The organism is Teichococcus deserti, assembly GCF_001982615.1.
Classification (GTDB): Bacteria; Pseudomonadota; Alphaproteobacteria; order Acetobacterales; family Acetobacteraceae; genus Pseudoroseomonas; species Pseudoroseomonas deserti.
In genome coordinates, this window is sequence record NZ_MLCO01000505.1 from 1 (window position 1) to 672 (window position 672).

General features: G+C 72.9%; 1 protein-coding gene. It reads left to right on the forward strand.

Annotated features, from left to right (window positions below; genetic code table 11):
* Positions 1–672 (forward strand): cellulose biosynthesis cyclic di-GMP-binding regulatory protein BcsB (locus tag BKE38_RS29545; protein WP_165694328.1); only part of this gene is annotated, 672 nt, incomplete at both ends.

Sequence of the window (672 nt, forward strand, 5' to 3'; positions counted from 1 at the left end):
GCCCCGGCCCCCGCGCCCTACCAGGCGCCGGCCCCGGCCGCGGACATCCCCGGCCTGACGCCGATGGCGCCGCCTTCCGGCCCCTTCGGCGCGCCGCCGTCCAATTCCGGCCCGGTGATGTTCGGCAGCGGCAATGGCAGCGGCGGCACCACCGCCAGCGGCGGCTCGCGCATCGAGAGCCGCACGCTGAAGCAGCTGGGCCTGGCCGGCCCGATGCAGCTGCGCGGCACCTCGGACCTGCAGGGCCTGCTGTTCGGCGTGCGCTCGGACGAGGTGGTCACCGCCGCCCGGCTGGTGCTGCAGGGCGCGACCAGCCCGGCGCTGATCCCCGAGCTCAGCCAGATCGCCATCGCGATGAACGAGCAGTTCGTCGGCACCATCACGCCGGAGCGCGCCCGCCCGGCCTTCGGCCCGATCGAGTTCCCGATCAACCCGGTCTATTTCGCCGACAGCAACCGGCTGAACTTCCGCTTCACCGGCCGCTATGCGGTGGAATGCAACGACCCGCTGTCGGGCCTGCTGTGGTCGACCGTCTCCGACCTGTCGGTGCTGCACCTGACGCTGGAGAAGCTGCCGCTGACCCGCGACCTGGCGCGGCTGCCGGAGCCCTTCTTCGATCCGCGCCTGCGCAACGAGCCGCTGACGCTTCCCGTGGTCATGCCGGATGCCGCC